Below are 17,364 nucleotides of genomic sequence, written 5' to 3' on the forward strand. Positions count from 1 at the left end.
CCTCCCGGGGACACCGGCGCGCCTCTGAGTAAGCCGCCGATAACGATTGTGCCTTTTTTGAGGATATGCGCAAAAGCCTCACAATTCCAAGCAGTTTGTGCAGTGCGGGATCACTAAATGCTGCATGGCAGGCAAAATATGCTGCGCAGCAATGGACGAATGGCCGCCATGGCAAGGCATGGCCTGCTTGCGGCGCATGGGCGCCATGCCCATTTCCGGTTTGACTTGGGGTTGGGAAAGGGCAAGAAAAGTCCTCAACGACAGAGCAACACCCTTGAAGTCTGGAGAAGAAAATGTCCGCTTCCATCGTCATTGCCAGTGCGGCGCGCACGCCGGTCGGCTCCTTCAACGGCGCTTTCGCCGCCACCCCGGCGCATGAGCTCGGCGCCGTCGTCATCACGGAATTGCTGTCGCGTGCCGGCGTCGAACCAGGCGAGGTCGACGAGGTCATCCTCGGCCAGGTGCTGACCGCCGCGCAAGGCCAGAACCCGGCCCGCCAGGCGTCGATCAATGCCGGCCTGCCCAAGGAAACCACCGCCTGGGGCCTCAATCAGGTTTGCGGCTCGGGCCTGCGCGCCATCGCGCTCGGCATGCAGCAGATCGCCATCGGCGATGCCAAGGTGATCGTCGCCGGAGGCCAGGAATCGATGTCGCTTTCGACGCATGCCCAGCACCTGCGCGCCGGCGTCAAGATGGGCGACTTCAAGCTGATCGACACCATGATCAAGGACGGGCTGTGGGACGCCTTCAACGGTTACCACATGGGCAACACAGCCGAAAACGTCGCGCGTCAGTTCCAGATCACCCGCGAAGACCAGGACCAGTTCGCGCTCGCCTCGCAAAACAAGGCCGAGGCCGCGCAGAAGGCCGGCAAGTTCAAGGACGAGATCGTCGCCGTCACCATCAAGGGCAAGAAGGGCGACACCATTGTCGACCAGGACGAATACATCCGCCACGGCGCCACGATCGACGCCATGACCAAGCTGAAACCGGCTTTCGACAAGGACGGCACGGTAACCGCCGCCAACGCCTCCGGCATCAATGACGGCGCCGCCGGCGCGCTGCTGATGAGCGAAGCGGAAGCGGTGAGGCGCGGCATCACCCCGCTGGCGCGCATCGTGTCCTGGGCAACCGCCGGCGTCGATCCGCAGATCATGGGCACCGGACCCATTCCCGCCTCGCGCAAGGCCTTGGAAAAGGCCGGCTGGTCGGTCGGCGATCTCGACCTGGTCGAGGCCAACGAAGCCTTTGCGGCGCAGGCCTGCGCCGTCAACAAGGACATGGGCTGGGATCCCTCGATCGTCAACGTCAATGGCGGCGCCATCGCCATCGGCCATCCGATCGGTGCGTCCGGCGCTCGCGTCTTCAACACGCTGGTCTTCGAAATGCGCCGGCGCGGCGCCAAGAAGGGTCTCGCTACCCTGTGCATCGGCGGCGGCATGGGCGTCGCCATGTGTGTCGAAGCACTCTGAAGAAAGTCACTAAAAGGGCGGCGTGCATGCATGTCGCCCAAAAGTGCGCAGCGGTTTTGGGAACACCGACATGCATAAAACCAAACATCTGAAGCGCATCGCCTGAATCTACCTCAGCGCGACGCGCTTTAGCCGCCCGTTCTGTATCCAGTGCCTGCCAAGCCCGACAACAGGGCGATATCAAAAAAGGGGAAATGCATGACCAAGGTAGCAATCGTCACAGGCGGATCGCGCGGCATCGGCGCGGCGATCTCGATCGCATTGAAGACCGTCGGCTATTCGGTTGCGGCGAACTATGCCGGCAATGACGCCGCAGCGGCGAAATTCAAGGCTGAGACCGGCATTCCGGTCTACAAATGGTCGGTCGCCGACTATGATGCCTGCGCCGCCGGCATCAAGCAGGTCGAGGCCGATCTCGGCCCGGTCTCGGTGCTGGTCAACAATGCCGGCATCACCCGCGACGCCATGTTCCACAAGATCACGCGCGAGCAGTGGAAAGAGGTCATCGACACCAACCTGTCCGGCGTCTTCAACATGACGCATCCGCTGTGGAGCGGGATGCGCGACCGCAAGTTCGGCCGCATCATCACCATCTCCTCGATCAACGGCCAGAAGGGCCAGGCCGGCCAGGTCAACTATTCCGCCGCCAAGGCCGGCGATATCGGTTTCAGCAAGGCTCTCGCCCAAGAGGGGGCTCGCGCCGGCATCACTGTCAACGTCATCTGTCCCGGCTATATCGCCACCGAGATGGTCAAGGCGATCGACGAGAAGGTGCTCAATGAGCGCATCATTCCGCAGATTCCTGTCGGCCGCCTCGGTGAGCCCGAAGAAATCGCGCGCTGCGTCGTCTTCCTCGCATCCGAAGATGCCGGCTTCATCACCGGCTCGACCATCACGGCCAATGGCGGCCAGTATTTCGCCTGACGACGGCGATGTAGGCGCAGAGATCGACGGGCCGGCGCGCCGGCCCGTTTTTCGTTGGCGCCATGGTCCCTTCGAAGTGACAGCACGGCTGCTGACCCAATCCGGCACGCAGAGGTTAACAGCGGCCCGGCCGACCTGTGCGAAACCTGCTTCCAAGCCTGTGGATTCTCGGTGGATAAGCTGTTCACAACACAAGATATTGAGGTGAACAAAACGGGAAAATTCCGCCATCGCTGATTCGTCGCCGATTCGTTCCGGCTTTGAGCTGAACGTTAACGACGACAGCCGGAATCCCCTGCCAATTGCTTAACGCAGATTAAGAAAGATCAACAATTTCATAACCTTGGTCGAGGTACGCCAAGCCATTGTGATCGTTTATCGGCAAAGGTTAATGGCAATGCCCTCTTAGCACGAAACGGGCCAGTTCAGCGATTCAGCATGTGGTGCGTGTCGTGGTCGCGAAATCCACATATAGCCGTGAACAAAAGCTGAATCTGCAGGAGTCACTGATTCGTCGCCGATTCGTTCCAGACTCGTTCTATCCGTTAATCCGCATCTGATTGAGAGCTTGACAGAACCACCTTCTGGCTGCCGACGGAACATTCCGCTTTCGCTTCGCGCCCGAAATCCCTATGTGTCGCCTGTCATACGCGCCCATTTGAGGCACGCTCCCGACAACCAGAGGCCAGAAGCCTTATCTCCAGGTCCCGGAAGCCTTATTCTAGGTTGATGAACATCCAGCCCAAACACACTGAGCCGCTGATCCTGTCGGGCCGCGACGTGACCGCCGTGCTCGGGCCGACCAACACCGGCAAGACCCATCTCGCCATCGAGCGCATGGTGGCGCATGAGAGTGGAATCATCGGCCTGCCGCTCAGGCTTCTGGCGCGCGAGGTCTACGCCCGCGTCTGCGAAAAGGTCGGCGCCCACAAGGTTGCGCTGATTACCGGCGAGGAAAAGATCCAGCCACCGGGCGCCAAATATTCGGTCTGCACCGTCGAGGCCATGCCGCGCGAGACCGACGCCGCCTTCGTCGCCATCGACGAGGTGCAGCTCGCCGGCGATCTCGAGCGCGGCCACATCTTCACCGATCGCATCCTGCACCTGCGCGGCCGCCAGGAAACGCTGCTGCTGGGCGCCGCCACCATGCAAAGTATCCTGCAGCGCCTGCTGAGGGGCGTCTCGGTGGTGACGCGGCCGAGGCTGTCGCATCTTGCCTATGCCGGCTCCAAGAAGCTGACCCGCCTGCCGCGGCGCACGGCGATCGTCGCCTTTTCCGCCGACGAGGTCTACGCCATCGCCGAGTTGATCCGCCGCCAGCAGGGCGGTGCCGCCGTCGTGCTCGGCGCGCTCTCGCCGCGCACCCGCAACGCCCAGGTGGCGCTGTTCCAGTCCGGCGATGTCGACTACCTCATCGCCACCGATGCCATCGGCATGGGTCTCAACCTCGATCTCGACCACGTCGCCTTCGCCCAGAATCGCAAGTTCGACGGCTTCCAGTACCGCAATCTGACGGCGGCCGAGCTTGGCCAGATCGCCGGCCGCGCCGGCCGGCATCTGCGCGACGGCACGTTCGGTGTCACCGGCCAGGTCGACCCGCTGGACGAGGATCTGATCAAGAAAATCGAAGGCCACGACTTCGACCCGGTGAAGGTGTTGCAATGGCGCACCGCACATTTCGACTTTGCCAGCCTCGACGCGCTGAAGCGCTCGATCGAAACCAACGCCCCGGTCGAGGGACTGACACGGGCATTGCCTGCCGTCGATGCACAGGCGCTCGAGCATCTGTCGCGCGACGAGGACATCCGCGCACTCACCACCAATGCCAAGCGCGTGGCGCTGCTGTGGGAAGCCTGCGCGCTGCCCGACTACCGCAGGATCGCGCCGGCCCAACATGCCGATCTCATTGCCTCGATCTACACGGACCTCGCACGCCACGGCCATGTCGACGAGAATTACATGGCCGAGCAGGTGCGCCGCGCCGACACAACAGAGGGCGACATTGATACGCTCTCGCATCGCATTGCCCAGATCCGCACCTGGACATTCGTGTCGAACCGGCCCGGCTGGCTGGCCGATCAGGCACACTGGCAGGAAAAGACGCGCGAAATCGAAGACAGATTGTCGGATGCGCTGCATGAGCGGTTGACGAAACGCTTCGTAGACCGCAGGACTTCCGTCCTCATGCGGCGCCTTAGAGAAAATACCATGCCTGAAGCCGAAATTAGTTCTACCGGAACCGTCCTTGTCGAAGGCCACCATGTCGGCGAGCTGCAAGGGTTCCGCTTCACCGCCGACCAGACCGCCGGCGGCGAAGACGCCAAGGCGGTGCGCACCGCTGCCCAGAAGGCGCTGGCCGCCGAGTTCGAGGCGCGCGCCGAACGCTTCGGCGCCTCGGCCAATGGCGATATCGCGCTCGGGTCGGATGGCACGCTGCGCTGGATCGGTGCGCCGATCGGCACGCTTGTATCAGGCGAAGACGCGCTGAAGCCGCGGCTGGTGCTGCTGGCCGACGAACAGCTGACCGGCCCGGCGCGCGACAAGGTCGCCGCGCGTGCCGAGCGTTTCGTCAATTTCCAGATCGAGTCGCTGCTGAAGCCGCTGGTCGACTTGAAAAACGCCGACCAGATTTCCGGCATCGGCCGTGGCATCGCCTTCCAGCTGGTCGAGAATTTCGGCCTCATCAACCGCCGCGACATCGCCGAGGAGATGAAGTCGCTCGACCAGGAAGGCCGCGCAGCCCTTCGCCGGCTTGGCGTGCGCTTCGGCGCCTACCATGTCTTCGTGCCGGCGCTGATCAAGCCGGCGCCTGCCGGGCTGGTGACGCTGCTGTGGGCGCTGAAGAACGACGGCAAGGACAAGCCAGGTTTTGGCGACGTGGTCCATGCGCTCGCCTCGGGTCGCACCTCGGTGGTCATCGACCCGGCCTTCGACAAGACCTTCTACAAGCTTGCCGGCTACCGCAATCTCGGCCGTCGCGCCGTGCGCATCGACATCCTGGAACGGCTGGCGGATCTGATCCGCCCGGCGACCAACTGGAAGCCCGGCCTCGGCCAGCGCCCGGACGGCGCCTATGACGGCCAGTCCTTCATGGTGACGCCGCCGATGATGTCGATCCTCGGCGCCACCGCGGACGATATGGAAGAGATCCTCAAAGGTCTCGGCTACCGTGCCGAGCCGAAGCCGGCCGTCGAGGTCAAGGCGCGGCTCGAAGCACAGGACAATGCCGCGCGCGAAGCAGCGATGGCGAAGCTTGCGGCGGAAGAGGCTGCACGAGCCGAGCAGACCAAGGCGGCGGACGCCGCAGCAGAGGCAGCAGTCGAAGGGTCGGAGCCGGCATCGGACGCAGTGGCCGTTTCGGAAACGGCGACCGAAATCACCTCCGACGCCGCGGCGGAACCTGCTGCGCCTGCCGTGGAAGAACAGGCGGACGCTCCGGTCGAAACCGTGCAAGACGACGCGCCTGTTGCCGAGGCTGCTGCTGAACCGGCACCGGTTGAACCGCAGGCAGAGGCTGAAGCTGCCGAGACTGAAGCCGCAGCGGCAGAAAAAGTTGCACCGGCCGAGCTGGTGTCAAATGCCGCGCCGGACGAACCCGTGACGGTGACTGAAGCAGCCACCGGGGAACCCGCTCCGGAAGCCGAAGCGCCAAAACCCATCCTGTTGTGGCGTCAGGGTCGTTTCGAACAGCGCCCGCGCAACCGCGACGACAACCGCAGGAACAATCGCCCACGCAACGGACAAGCGCGCGGCCGAAGCGATGCGCCTGCGGACGCCGGCGCACCGGCCGCCGCTGCACCCGGAGAGCGTCCGGCCCATGAAGGACGGCGCGATGGAGCCGGCAAGCCGCGCTTCGACCGCTCGAAGTTCAAACCCAAGCCGCAGGCCGAAGGCGAACAGCGACGTGACAGGCCGCAGGGCGAGCGTCCCGACCGCCGCGAAGGCCGTCCCGACTGGAAGGGTGGCAGGCCGGATGGCAAGGGTGGTCCGCAAGGCGGCAAACCCGCCTTCCAGCCGAAGCCGCGCGAGGAGCGTCCGGTGCGTTTCGATCCGGATTCGCCCTTCGCCAAGCTCGCCGCTCTGCGCGACCAGTTGAAGAAGTAGAACCCGGCTCGCTTCGATGGTTGCCGAAGGCCGCCAGCGCATTGACAAATGGCTGTTCTTCTCCCGCGTCGTGAAATCGCGCTCGCTGGCGGCAAAACTGGTCGTCGCCGGCCGGGTCCGCATCAATCGCGACAAAGCAGCGCAGGCCTCAGATCAGGTCAAGCCAGGCGACGTCCTGACCATCACGCTCGAGCGGCGCATCTTCATCTGGAAGGTCCTCGGCGCGGGTGCGCGACGCGGCCCGGCCGAGGAAGCCCGTACGCTCTACGAGGATATGTCGCCACCGCCCGCACCGAAGGGCGAAGCCCCTCCCGATGCAATTCCGGGGCTGCGCGAGGCCGGCAGCGGCCGCCCGACCAAGAAGGAACGTCGCCAGACCGACCGATTGCTCGGCGAAGATTGATGCCTGGCGTCCAAAAACAGGCGGCGCTTGCCAGGATAACGACGTGTTTGAAGCAAAACTGAACCCGGCAAACAGGAAGCCCTGCATGAGGTCACCGGCCTCTGGGGCGCCGGCTGCCTGGAATTCCATTTCGAAACGCTGATGCCGACAGGAATGGCTGCCCTTGCAAGCAGCGGCCAAAGGCGTTACCTGACGGAAAAAGCCCAACAAAATGGGACGTCCCGGAGCCGACCGATGACCTATGTCGTGACCGACAATTGCATCAAATGCAAATACATGGACTGCATCGAGGTCTGTCCGGTCGATTGTTTCTACGAAGGCGAGAACATGCTCGTCATCCATCCCGACGAGTGCATCGACTGCGGTGTTTGCGAGCCGGAATGCCCGGCCGACGCGATCAAGCCCGACACCGAGCCCGGCCTCGACAAATGGCTGCAGGTCAACACTGAATACGCCGAGAAATGGCCCAACATCACCGCCAAGAAGGAACCGCCGGCAGACGCGAAATCCTTCGACGGCGAGGCCGGCAAGTTCGAGAAATACTTCTCAGCCGAGCCCGGCGAAGGCGATTGACAATACGGCCGCAGAGGCCGGTATTACGCAGGGTAAGAGGCACGTCACATTAACCGGCTTGACAGCCGGCGCCGGGTTGTGGCCTTCGCGTATGCAGCAAAACCTTGATTCTTCCGACTTTTTGTGTTACATCAGCGAAACATGCCGGTGACACAACGTCGATTTATGGCGCAGACGCCCCAAATCACTGAAAGGTGAAAATCCCATTCGGACCAGAGCGATCTGGGCCAGGCGGTCGCGATGTTGCGGTTTGCCGGTCCGGCTTTTCCGATGGGTTCATCTGTTGTGCGGCTAACGGTCGGTTTCTCCGATCGCGCGAGTTCGGGCCGGCAGGACGCCGGTACCACAACAAGGAGTTCAGTGCGCAATGGCAACGATCACCCCGCAGAAGAAGTCCACCGCTGCGCGTCACGGTTTCAAGACCGGCGAGTACATCGTCTACCCGGCGCATGGCGTCGGCCAGATCGTCTCGATCGACGAGCAGGAAGTTGCTGGACACAAGCTGGAACTGTTCGTCATCGACTTCTCGAAGGACAAGATGCGCCTGAAGGTGCCGGTCGCCAAGGCGACCTCCATCGGCATGCGCAAGCTGTCGGAAGAGGATTATGTCGAACGCGCGCTGAAGGTCGTGCAGGGCCGCGCCCGCGTCAAGCGCACCATGTGGTCGCGCCGCGCCCAGGAATATGATGCGAAGATCAATTCGGGCGACCTGATCTCGATCTCGGAAGTCGTGCGTGACCTCTACCGCGCCGACAACCAGCCGGAGCAGTCCTATTCCGAGCGTCAGCTCTACGAGGCGGCGCTCGACCGCATGGCCCGCGAGATCGCGGCCGTCAACCGCATGTCGGAAACCGAAGCCGTGCGCTTGATCGAGGTCAACCTCAACAAGGGCCCTAAGCGTGGCGCCAAGGCCGACAATGAAGAGGCCGAGCAGGAAGAAGCTGCCTGATCTTTCTCACCTTTCGAGAAATCCTGCCAGAAACGATTGGAGGCTCCGGTTTGACCGGGGCCTCTTTTGCTTTCGGGCGGCAGCTTCGATGTTGGTAGGCCCTGCGCACCAGCGTGCTGCATCGCGGCTTGCCGGCGCGCCGAGCCGTCGAGCGCGCGTTTCGTTTTAACGTGTGTCGCCACTTATCGCCTTGCCGCCAAAGCAGACCGCGGCAATGGTCTCGCGCAATTCCTCGTCGGCGATCGGCTTGTGCAGGATGCGGCTGCCGCTGGCGCTGATCTCCTTGAGGCGCGCCGGCGACGTATCGCCAGTAATGATGATGGTCGGGACAAGCCGGCCGATATGGGCGTGAAGCGCACGGATCGCGTCGGTGCCGGTGGTGTCATTCTCGAGACGGTAGTCTGCGATGATCAGGTCGACCGGCGCATCGCCGGCAGCCAGCGCCGCCGTATGGGCCTCCTGCGCCTCTGCGGCGGAGCGGCCGGGATAGACACGATGTCCCTCCAGGCTGAGTAAGCGCACCATGGCATCGAGAACGTCGCCCTCGTCCTCGACCACCATGATGCCGGCGGCACTGCTGGCCGGCGATGTCGTGTCGACCTCCAAGCGAGCTTGCACCGCGCCGGCCTTCGCGACGGTGATGGAAAACAGGGAACCGCGCCCGGACGTCGAAGCCAATTTCAGGGGGTGCCCCAACAGCTCGGCGGTGCGGCGAACGATGGCGAGCCCGAGTCCCAAGCCTTGCGTGCGGTCCCGCGCCGGGTTCTGCAACTGCACGAACTCCTCGAAGACCATCCCCTGCTGATCGGCGGGGATGCCGGGGCCGCTGTCGAGGACCTGTATCTCCACACATGCGCCGCGCCGGCGACAGCCCAGCAGGACACCACCTTGCTTGGTGTAGCGAAGGGCATTCGAGACCAGGTTGTTGAGGATGCGCTTCAACATCATCGGGTCGCTGTCGACGTAGAGACTGCTGTCTACCACGCGCCACGTAAGTCCGCGTTGTTTTGCCTCGGCGGCGAATTCATTGCGAAGATCACCAAAGAGGTCGCGCAGCGGCACCGCCTCGCTCGTGACCGTGACGATGCCCGCATCGAGCCGCGAGATATCGAGCAAAGCGTTGAGCAGCCCACTGAAGTTGCTGACAACCGATTTCGCCCGGCTGGCCAGATCGCGCGCCTCGCCGGAGGGTACGTCGCCGCGCTGCCCCAATATGGCAAGCGTCGAGACCAGCAGGCTCAGGGCATGGATCGGTTGGCGCAGATCGTGACTCGCCGCCGCCAGAAAACGCGTCTTGGCACGGTCGGCGGTCTGCGCCCTGTCGCGTTCCTCTTGCAGGTGCTCGACCAGCGTTTCGTTCTCCAGTCGCAGGCTGACGGTTTCGCGCAGCATGCGGTAGGTGATACGGCAGTAGTAGAAATTGATCGCCATTAGCGATGCGAGCAGGAACAGGAAGGCGCCGGAAATATCGCTTTGGGTGGTCAAGCAGCGCAAGGCGACCGGCACCACCGTGGCCAGGATGGAACCGACCAGCGCCGGCGGAAAGGCCGACAGCGACGGCACCGTACCGCAGACGAGACCAGTCAGGACGATGACCGTGAAGGACAGCACGATCGGCGCCTCGGGCATAAAGCCGACCCAGCCAAGCACCCCCCACAGAAGGCCCGACATACAGGAAAACGCCGTGGCCAGCCATGCCCAGCGCAAGATCGAGCCGCGATCCCTTGAGCGGCTGAAAAAACGGCGCGACGCCAGCACCCGGATAGCCGTCAGCAGATACAGCGCCGCCAGCCAGCCGGTCAGCCAATTGGCGGAAACGGCCGTTCTCAGAACATAGACCGCCGCCATCGAGATCACGATGTTGGAGATGACCACGCCGTAGGAATTGCGATACAGGAGTTCGACCAGGGCCTGGCGTATCTTGTCTTCCTGCATCGAATCCCTCCAATTGTCCCAAGTAATTCTCCGGCCGGTCTTCCCCGGTACCGTTGATCTACCGGCAACCTGTTTCGCATAAGTTGGCGATCGATCCATATACGCCGCTGCAGCCCTGGATGGTGCCCCGATGAACCGCTCGCTCACCGCCATACTCGCCGACGACCATGCCATCGTGCGCGAGGGGCTGAAGCTGCTTATCTCGGCTATGGACAATATCTCGGTCGTCGCCGAGGCTGCGGATGGCGAGGCGCTGCTTGGCCAGCTGCGAAGCACGCGCGCCGACCTTTTGATCCTCGACCTCGGCATGCCAGGTGTGACCGGGATGCAGTTTATCGCCACCATCAGGACCTTGGCGCCACGCCTGCGGATCGTGGTGCTGACGGCCAATGTCGAGCCGAGGACAGTACGCGCCGCGCTCAGCGCCGGCGCCAACGCCTACCTGACCAAGGATGGCGATCCAGAGGAACTCGGCGCTGCCATCGAAGCGGGCAAGAACGGAGGCACCTATCTGGCGAAAACCGTTCGCTTCGCGGTCAGCGATATAGGCAGGGAAAGCGAGCCGATAGCCGCGCAGGAAATCCTGTCCCCGGTACCGCTGACGCGGCGCGAACGGCAGATCCTTCAACTGGTGGCGCAAGGCATGATCACGCGCGACATCGCCGAACGACTGGGCATCAGCCTGCCGACCGCTCGCAAACATCGCGAAAATCTGATGGGCAAGCTCAGTCTCCACAACACCGCCGAACTGACCGCCTACGCGGTTCGTCTGGGATTGCCCACCGGCTGATATCGCAGCCGCTACAATGGGCAACCCGGCAACGGCCCCTTAACCATCGGCAGATTAGCCAAACCCGATCATCATCCAAATACGGCATCCGCCGTATGTTTTCGGCCTGCCCCCCGGCCTACTCCTCCCACGGCTTGATCACATGGGAGGAGCTGTCATGCCATCGCTGGATCTCTGGATTCCGTTCGCCCTCGCAACACTCGCCTTCGCCTGCATGCCAGGACCGGCGATTCTCTACATGACAGCGCAGACGCTGGCCCATGGCCGTCAGGCGGGATTGATGGCGGCACTGGGTGTCCATCTTGGTTGTTACGTGCACATCCTGGCCGCGGCGGTCGGGCTCGCCGCACTGATGGAACACGCGCCGGTCGCTTTCTTGGTGATCCGATGGGCGGGCGCCGCATATCTCATTTCGCTGGGCCTTGCCATGTTCCTGGGCTGGAACCGGATGGGTGAGGATGGTGCCAGGCCGGCCCCGAACACATTTCGCGACAGCATGGTCGTCGAGATCCTCAATCCCAAGACGGCACTGTTCTTCCTGACCTTCCTGCCGCAGTTCGTGGATCCGTCAGCCGGCATGGCCGTCGGGTTGCAGTTCCTCATCCTCGGCATCATCGTCAATCTCATCTTCTCGATGGCCGACCTTGCGGCGGTCGGCATCGCCTCGCTCGCCGTTGGCCGGTTCACTGGCGCCGGATGGGTGATCCCCAAGACATGCGGTTCGATCCTCATCGGACTTGGCGTGGCGCTCGTCAGCCATCATATCTGAACCTGCAAATGAAGAGCCGCGATTTCGAGGGAGATCTGACGGTGAAATTTCAGCGGCTGCTGGCGGCAAGGCCCGATATGCCGAAGGATGGCTGACGGCCTGCTCGCGCATCCGGCAAGATATACCGGAACCGGCGCGCCTTCGGGGCCATCGCCCGAATTCTACAGACCCTAGGCCGCGCCTACCCGCCGCCGCCTTCCTTCTCAGCCTCCTGCTTCAGCGTCGCAATGAACCTCTTCGTCCGTTGCTGCTCCGGATTGTTGAACAGCACCGCGGCCGGTCCCTTCTCGACGACGACGCCGGCATCGAGGAACACCACTTCCTGGGCGATCTTGGAGGCGAGGCGCAGATCATGCGTCGCCATCACCATGGTCGTGCCTTCACTGGCGAGCTTGCCAAGCACGTCGACCACCTCTTGCGCCAGTTCCGGGTCGAGTGCCGAGGTCGGCTCGTCGCAGAGCAGCACTTTCGGCGACGGCGCCAAGGCGCGGGCGATCGCCACGCGCTGCTGCTGGCCGCCCGACAGCGTCGCCGGCCAGGCGTCGGCCTTGTGCGCCATCCCCACCTTCTCCAGCAGAGCCAGCGCCCGCTCGCGTGCCCTCTCAGGCGCCCATTTCAGCACCGTCATCAGCCCTTCCATGACGTTCTCGATCGCGGTGCGATGCGGAAACAGCTGGAAGTTCTGGAACACCATGCCGGTCTGCAGCCGCAGGCGCTGGATATCCCTGGCCGGAACCCTGGCACCAGGATGGAATTCGAGCGTCTCGTCGCCGATGCGCACCGTGCCCGAGGTCGGGATCTCCAGGAGGTTGATGCAGCGCAGCAGGGTGCTCTTTCCCCCGCCCGACGGGCCGACCAGCGCCGTGACGCTGCCTTCGGCAATGGTGACCGTCACGCCCTTCAACACCAGATTGTCGCCAAAGCGCTTTTCGATGTTGCTGAGGCCGATCATGAGCGTGCCTCCAGGAAGCCGCCATAGCGGTTGAGCCGGGTCTCCAGCCGCGTCTGCAAGGCCGACAGCACCGAACTCAGCGCCAGATAGAGGATCGCCGCCTCGACATAGAGGATCAGCGGCTCATAGGTGGTGGCGACGATGCGCTGCGCCGCCTGGAACATCTCCGGCACGGTGATGGCGGCGGCCAGCGACGTATCCTTGACCAATGAGATGAAGGTGTTGGAAAGCGGCGGCACCGCGACCCGGCCGGCTTGCGGCAGGATGGTGCGCCGCATCGCCTGGCTCCAGGTCATGCCGATCGAATAGGCCGCTTCCCACTGGCCCTTCGGCACCGACCCTATGGCCGCGCGGATGATTTCCGACGTGTAGGCGCCGATGTTGAGCGTGAAGCCGATCAATGCCGCCGTGAAGGCGTCGAGCAGGATGCCGACCGACGGCAGGCCGTAGAAGATAAGGAACAGCTGCACCAGCAGCGGCGTGCCGCGGAAGATCCAGACATAGAAGCGCACCAGCGCGACCAGCGGTTTCGGACCAAACAGCCGGGCAAGCGCCGCACCCAACCCAACGGTCAGCCCAAGGACGAAGGACAACAGCGTCAGCGGCACGGTGAAGATCAGCGCCGCCCACAACAGCGAAGGCAGCGACTCCAGCATCAGTTGCAGCCAGTGCGGCACGTAAGACCCTCCAAATAAGTCGAGGCTTCGTCGAGGCGCGACATATCACGACAAAAGCGGCGGACCGTCAAAGACGACTCGCCGCTCGATATGTCCTGTGGGCCGCGGAGCGGCCCGCCTCATAGATTACTTCGAAACGTCCTGGCCGAAATAGGTGTCGGAGATTTTCTTATAGGTGCCGTCAGCCTTGATGTCGGCCAGCGCCTTGTTGATCGCCGCGACCAACTCCGGATCGCCCTTGCGCACGATGACGCCGGAATAGTCGGCGTTTTCCTCTTGCGCGGCGATCTTCACATTGGCGTCGGGCTTGTGCTTCTTGAAGTCGAGGAACGACAGGCTGTCATTGATCGTGGCGTCGGCACGGCCTGTCAGAAGCAGCTGGATCGATTGGTCGAAGCCATCGGTGCCGACCAGCTCGGCGCCGTTCGTTTCGGCCAGCTTGCCGAAATTCGAGGTCAGCGACTGCGCCGACTTCTTGCCCTTGAGATCGGCAAAGGTCTTGATGTCTGTGTTGTCGCCGCGCACGATCAGCACCGCCTTGGAGGCGATGTAAGGATCGGAGAAGTCGTACTTGGCCTTGCGGGCATCGGTGATGCCGACCTCGTTGATGACGGCGTCATAGCGATTGGCGTCGAGGCCGGCGATCAGCCCGTCCCACTTGCCTTCGAGGAATTCGACCTTGACGCCGAGCTTGTCGGCGATCGCCTTGGCGATTTCGACGTCGAAGCCGACCAGTGCGCCCGAAGTGTCATGATAGGTGAATGGCGCATAAGTGCCTTCCGTGCCGACCTTGATGACTCCGGCCTGCTTGATCTGGTCGAGATTGGCGCCGGCATGGCCTGCGGTGACAGCCAAGGCCTGCAGCGTTCCGGCGATGATGAGCGACTTGAGCCATTTCATTTTTCTGTGATCCCGTCCTTGGCCGGCCGACCGGCATATTGTGAGCGCTGGAAACTGACAGATGCAAGCCGAAAAAATAAGGAACAGAATTCCAAAAACAACCAGTTTCTGAAATCGCATACTCAAACTGGCGCTTTCCAGCCGACACCAGAACTGTCGCGGATCATCCCCGGAGCCCGTCGGGCAACACAATCCCGCAGCCACGGTCGCGGAACCTTTCCCGCGCATGGCAGTTCTGGCTGTTCTAGGGCACGGCGCCGCCATTTCAACCCGGGCGCCAGCCAAGTTTGCAAAGTCATCCGCACCACCCAGGGAGCGCCTCATGATGGAAGACACGGCAGGACGGATCATGGTCCGCGCGGCAATGAAGGCTCCCTACCTCGAACGTGACGAAGAGCATCGGCTTGCATTGCTCTGGAAAGAGGACAACGACCAGAACGCGCTGCACAGCATCACCGTCGCGCATATGCGGCTGGTCATTTCCATGGCCTCCAAATTCCGCCATTACGGCCTGCCGCTCGGCGACCTGGTCCAGGAAGGTCATGTCGGACTGCTCGAGGCCGCCGCCCGCTTCGAGCCGGAGCGCGAGGTGCGGTTCTCGACCTATGCGACATGGTGGATCCGGGCCTCGATGCAGGACTATATCCTGCGCAACTGGTCGATCGTGCGTGGCGGCACCAGCTCGGCGCAGAAGGCGCTGTTCTTCAACCTGCGACGCCTGCGCGCGCGGCTGGCGAATGGCGCCGAGCCACTGTCAAACGCAACGCTCTATCGCGAAGTATCGGAAGCACTCGGCGTCTCCGAAGCCGACGTGGCGATGATGGATTCGCGGCTGTCGGCTCCCGACTCCTCACTCAACATGCCGGTTGCCGACGATGCGGGTTCGACCGAGCGCATGGATTTCCTGGTCTCGGACGATCCGCTGCCCGACGAGATCGTCGGCGACAAGATCGATGTCGCGCGCCGCTCGCTCTGGCTGAGGGAGGCGCTTCGCGCGCTCAACGCACGGGAGTTGAGGATCATCGAGGAACGCCGGCTTAACGACGAGGGCGCGACGCTGGAAGCGCTCGGCGAAACCCTCGGCATCTCCAAGGAACGCGTCCGCCAGATCGAGGCCCGCGCCATGGAAAAGCTGAAGGTCGCGTTGGTGAAGCAGAATCCGGAGTTCATGGCGACTGCCGCCTGAACGGCGGCAGGCGTCCAGGGGCTCTTACTTGTCCGTGACGATCTTGACCTTGTCGCCGGCCGAAACCGCGGCACCAGGCGACAGCGCGTTGAGGACGCGGAACAGGTCGAGCTTACGGTCGACGCCGACCATCTGCGCCGAAAGCGAACCCATCGTCTGCCCAGGCTGGACAGTGACGACGCGGATGCGCAGCGGCTTCAGCGCCGCCTTTTCGGCGGCACTCAAGATCCGGAACGAGCCGCTGACCGAGCGAGCGATTGTGTCCAGCGACGTGCTGGCCGAAGGGGCCGCGGTCAGCAGCCGGTAGACCTGGCCGCCGGCGCGGATCACCGCAATGTCGAACTGCCAGCCTTCGGCGCCGGCATGCGCGGTCGCTGCCTCGTTGCCGTTGATGGTTTCCTGCCTGACGCTGCTGTCGACGAGACCAGCCACCCAGCCGCTGCGGATATAGTCCGTCAGCGCCCGGTTCTTGTCGATCGACACGCCATCGAAACGGATCGCTATGTCGCCGGGGCCGGTGGCCGTCACCGCTGCCGCCGAATTGTCGATGATGAAGCCGTCCGGTACCGTGAACGAAACGCCAAGGCCCGGATGCAGGAAGGTTTCGCCGCGTACATAGCCTTCTTCCGGCGTGTCGCCATAGAGCAGGCCGTCTATGCCGGCGAGGAAGGAATCGCGGTCGCGCGTGCCGACGCCCGGCGCGCCGAACTGGCGGGCATGGCGCTGCGCCAGATCGATGCGCTGCGGCGTATTGGGGTGCGTGGCCAGGAAATCGAGGCTGGCGTCGGTGGCGCCGCTGATCGAGCGGAAATCGGTGTAGGCCGACATCGATTGCAGGAAGCGGCCGGCGGCGAAAGGATCGTAGCCGGCCTCGCCGATCGACTTGATGCCGATGGCGTCGGCTTCCAGCTCCTGGTTGCGCGAGAATTGCGCGAGCCTCAGCTTGCCGCGGATCAACGCCGCCTTGGCGGTCGGGCTGTCGCCGAGCACATCGGAAACCACCTTGGTCGCCAGGCCTTCCTCTGCCTCGAGTTGCTGGCGCTGCAAGCCGTGATTGGCGGTGACGTGGCCCATCTCATGCGCGATGACAGCGGCAAGCTCGGCCGAATCATTGGCCAGCGCCAGGAGGCCGCGCGTGATGTAGAGATAGCCGCCCGGCAGCGCGAAGGCATTGACATTGGGCGAATTCAAAATGGTGATGCGATAGGTCTGTGTCGGGTTGGCGGACACCACCGTCAAACTACCGACCACCTTGGCGACCATGCGCTCGAGCTTGGGATCGGAATATTCGCCGCCATAGGTCGCCAGGATGCGCGGATGCTGCGCCCTGGCCAATTCGGCGAGCTTGTTGTTGGCGCCGACATTGTCCACCGTGATCGGCTTGTCGGAAGGCTGGAAGCCGGATTCCTGAACTTCCGGCGGCGTGAACATCTGGCAGCTTGCCAACGCCACGGCAAAGCCGGCCAGCGCGAGAAAGCGCGCCAGCGGTTTCATTCCCAATGTGTTAGCGCCGATCGCCAGAACGGCTTCCTTTCGGGTCCCGGCACATGACATTGAAAATCGGGGACGATCTTCAGAATGTTCACGTGCCATATCTCAAACTGCTGCAGTATCCGCGGCCCATCCCAGGGCGGGCGCCGGATACTGCAGGCAAATCACGGCCTGTGCCGGACCGGTAGGGCGGACCTAGCCACACTCCCCCGGTCATGGCAAGCAAACGCCACATCGCC

General features: G+C 63.2%; 15 protein-coding genes. 9 read left to right on the top strand and 6 right to left on the bottom strand.

Annotated elements, in window-relative coordinates; all coding sequences use genetic code 11:
- Positions 1-78 precede the first annotated feature (78 nt).
- Positions 79-207, bottom strand: coding sequence for a hypothetical protein (locus M729_RS1000000139710; protein WP_255337222.1), 129 nt, complete (start codon positions 205-207; stop codon positions 79-81).
- 86 nt (positions 208-293) lie between these two features.
- On the opposite strand from M729_RS1000000139710, the gene M729_RS0118820 reads away from it, so the two are divergent.
- The 6 genes from M729_RS0118820 to M729_RS0118845 all read left to right on the top strand — a co-directional run bounded on the left by M729_RS0118820 (position 294) and on the right by M729_RS0118845 (position 8,425).
- Positions 294-1,472: an acetyl-CoA C-acetyltransferase gene (locus tag M729_RS0118820; protein WP_024502944.1), complete on the top strand. Its 1,179-nt coding sequence runs from the start codon at positions 294-296 to the stop codon at positions 1,470-1,472.
- A gap of 198 nt (positions 1,473-1,670) precedes the next feature.
- Complete coding sequence (phbB, locus tag M729_RS0118825; RefSeq protein ID WP_013529183.1) at positions 1,671-2,396, top strand: acetoacetyl-CoA reductase; 726 nt, start codon at positions 1,671-1,673, stop codon at positions 2,394-2,396.
- Between the two features lie 729 nt (positions 2,397-3,125).
- A complete protein-coding gene (locus tag M729_RS0118830) occupies positions 3,126-6,500 on the top strand; it encodes a helicase-related protein (protein ID WP_027162502.1) in 3,375 nt (1,124 codons plus the stop codon).
- A 16-nt stretch (positions 6,501-6,516) separates the two neighbouring features.
- Positions 6,517-6,903 carry an RNA-binding S4 domain-containing protein gene (locus M729_RS0118835; RefSeq protein WP_013529181.1) on the top strand — a complete coding sequence of 129 codons (387 nt, stop codon included), beginning with the start codon at positions 6,517-6,519 and terminating at the stop codon, positions 6,901-6,903.
- 234 nt (positions 6,904-7,137) lie between these two features.
- Positions 7,138-7,476, top strand: coding sequence for a ferredoxin FdxA (gene fdxA, locus M729_RS0118840; RefSeq protein ID WP_013529180.1), 339 nt, complete (start codon positions 7,138-7,140; stop codon positions 7,474-7,476).
- A gap of 367 nt (positions 7,477-7,843) precedes the next feature.
- Entirely contained in the window at positions 7,844-8,425 is a 582-nt protein-coding gene (locus M729_RS0118845; protein WP_013529179.1) for a CarD family transcriptional regulator, read from the top strand.
- Between the two features lie 165 nt (positions 8,426-8,590).
- On the opposite strand, the gene M729_RS0118850 is transcribed toward M729_RS0118845, so the two are convergent.
- Positions 8,591-10,513 (bottom strand): ATP-binding protein, encoded by a 1,923-nt coding sequence (locus M729_RS0118850; RefSeq protein WP_245267597.1) that lies wholly within the window; start codon positions 10,511-10,513, stop codon positions 8,591-8,593.
- Here M729_RS0118850 and M729_RS0118855 point away from each other — a divergent pair.
- Entirely contained in the window at positions 10,491-11,150 is a 660-nt protein-coding gene (locus M729_RS0118855) for a response regulator transcription factor (RefSeq protein WP_027162504.1), read from the top strand. The genes M729_RS0118850 and M729_RS0118855 overlap by 23 nt on opposite strands.
- 157 nt (positions 11,151-11,307) lie before the next feature.
- A complete protein-coding gene (locus tag M729_RS0118860) occupies positions 11,308-11,919 on the top strand; it encodes a LysE family translocator (protein WP_024502939.1) in 612 nt (203 codons plus the stop codon).
- 181 nt (positions 11,920-12,100) lie between these two features.
- Here M729_RS0118860 and M729_RS0118870 read toward each other — a convergent pair whose 3' ends face one another.
- The 3 genes from M729_RS0118870 to M729_RS0118880 form a co-directional block, all read right to left on the bottom strand.
- Complete coding sequence (locus M729_RS0118870) at positions 12,101-12,871, bottom strand: amino acid ABC transporter ATP-binding protein (protein ID WP_027162505.1); 771 nt, start codon at positions 12,869-12,871, stop codon at positions 12,101-12,103.
- Positions 12,868-13,548, bottom strand: a complete 681-nt coding sequence (locus M729_RS0118875; protein WP_013529174.1) for an amino acid ABC transporter permease — start codon at positions 13,546-13,548, stop codon at positions 12,868-12,870. The genes M729_RS0118870 and M729_RS0118875 overlap by 4 nt, the downstream gene beginning before the upstream one ends.
- Before the next feature lie 126 nt (positions 13,549-13,674).
- Positions 13,675-14,448, bottom strand: coding sequence for an amino acid ABC transporter substrate-binding protein (locus M729_RS0118880; protein ID WP_013529173.1), 774 nt, complete (start codon positions 14,446-14,448; stop codon positions 13,675-13,677).
- Between the two features lie 322 nt (positions 14,449-14,770).
- Between M729_RS0118880 and M729_RS0118885 the strand changes: the two genes are divergently transcribed.
- On the top strand, positions 14,771-15,634 hold the full coding sequence (locus M729_RS0118885; RefSeq protein WP_027162506.1) for an RNA polymerase factor sigma-32: 864 nt from the start codon (positions 14,771-14,773) through the stop codon (positions 15,632-15,634).
- A 24-nt stretch (positions 15,635-15,658) separates the two neighbouring features.
- On the opposite strand, the gene M729_RS0118890 is transcribed toward M729_RS0118885, so the two are convergent.
- Positions 15,659-17,128: a M48 family metalloprotease gene (locus M729_RS0118890; protein ID WP_024502938.1), complete on the bottom strand. Its 1,470-nt coding sequence runs from the start codon at positions 17,126-17,128 to the stop codon at positions 15,659-15,661.
- Between the last annotated feature and the right edge of the window lie 236 nt (positions 17,129-17,364).

Origin of the sequence: Mesorhizobium sp. WSM1293 (assembly GCF_000513875.1) — a bacterium.
In the GTDB taxonomy this organism is placed as follows: domain Bacteria; phylum Pseudomonadota; class Alphaproteobacteria; order Rhizobiales; family Rhizobiaceae; genus Mesorhizobium; species Mesorhizobium ciceri.

What these genes read in the sequence shown, in the direction of transcription:
- M729_RS0118835 (WP_013529181.1), top strand. Translation starts at nt 6,517, where the DNA reads ATGGTTGCCGAAGGCCGCCAGCGCATTGACAAATGGCTGTTCTTCTCC.
- fdxA (WP_013529180.1), top strand. Translation starts at nt 7,138, where the DNA reads ATGACCTATGTCGTGACCGACAATTGCATCAAATGCAAATACATGGAC.
- M729_RS1000000139710 (WP_255337222.1), bottom strand. Translation starts at nt 207, where the DNA reads ATGGCGCCCATGCGCCGCAAGCAGGCCATGCCTTGCCATGGCGGCCAT.
- M729_RS0118820 (WP_024502944.1), top strand. Translation starts at nt 294, where the DNA reads ATGTCCGCTTCCATCGTCATTGCCAGTGCGGCGCGCACGCCGGTCGGC.
- phbB (WP_013529183.1), top strand. Translation starts at nt 1,671, where the DNA reads ATGACCAAGGTAGCAATCGTCACAGGCGGATCGCGCGGCATCGGCGCG.
- M729_RS0118845 (WP_013529179.1), top strand. Translation starts at nt 7,844, where the DNA reads ATGGCAACGATCACCCCGCAGAAGAAGTCCACCGCTGCGCGTCACGGT.
- M729_RS0118830 (WP_027162502.1), top strand. Translation starts at nt 3,126, where the DNA reads ATGAACATCCAGCCCAAACACACTGAGCCGCTGATCCTGTCGGGCCGC.
- M729_RS0118885 (WP_027162506.1), top strand. Translation starts at nt 14,771, where the DNA reads ATGATGGAAGACACGGCAGGACGGATCATGGTCCGCGCGGCAATGAAG.
- M729_RS0118850 (WP_245267597.1), bottom strand. Translation starts at nt 10,513, where the DNA reads ATGGCGGTGAGCGAGCGGTTCATCGGGGCACCATCCAGGGCTGCAGCG.
- M729_RS0118890 (WP_024502938.1), bottom strand. Translation starts at nt 17,128, where the DNA reads ATGAAACCGCTGGCGCGCTTTCTCGCGCTGGCCGGCTTTGCCGTGGCG.
- M729_RS0118860 (WP_024502939.1), top strand. Translation starts at nt 11,308, where the DNA reads ATGCCATCGCTGGATCTCTGGATTCCGTTCGCCCTCGCAACACTCGCC.
- M729_RS0118870 (WP_027162505.1), bottom strand. Translation starts at nt 12,871, where the DNA reads ATGATCGGCCTCAGCAACATCGAAAAGCGCTTTGGCGACAATCTGGTG.
- M729_RS0118855 (WP_027162504.1), top strand. Translation starts at nt 10,491, where the DNA reads ATGAACCGCTCGCTCACCGCCATACTCGCCGACGACCATGCCATCGTG.
- M729_RS0118880 (WP_013529173.1), bottom strand. Translation starts at nt 14,448, where the DNA reads ATGAAATGGCTCAAGTCGCTCATCATCGCCGGAACGCTGCAGGCCTTG.